The organism is Seonamhaeicola marinus (assembly GCF_008085455.1).
The window spans coordinates 1-320 of the sequence record NZ_VSDQ01000736.1; the positions used below are offsets into that span (position 1 = coordinate 1).

Below are 320 nucleotides of genomic sequence, written 5' to 3' on the forward strand. Positions count from 1 at the left end.
AAACTTTGGAAATATTGTGATGCTGCTCACAGAGAAGCTATCATGACTGAGTTAACTTCATACTGTGATATTGTTTTAGGTAATGAAGAAGATGCTGAAATGCACTTTGGTATTAAGCCAGAAGGTATCAGTGTTCAAACTGAAGGGCACAATGTAAAAGCTGAAGCATTTTTATCAGTTTGTCAACAAATGATGGAAAAATTCCCAAGAGCCAAAAAAGTTATCACAACATTAAGAGGTTCTATTTCTGCATCGCACAATACTTGGGCAGGTGTATTATATGATGGTAAAACATTATTTGAAACACGCCAATACCAAAT

At 35.0% G+C, this 320-nt stretch carries 1 pseudogene; it reads left to right on the plus strand.

The annotated features are described in order from the left end of the window. Positions 1 to 320, plus strand: a pseudogene (locus FUA24_RS23255) (sugar kinase); the annotation flags it as partial.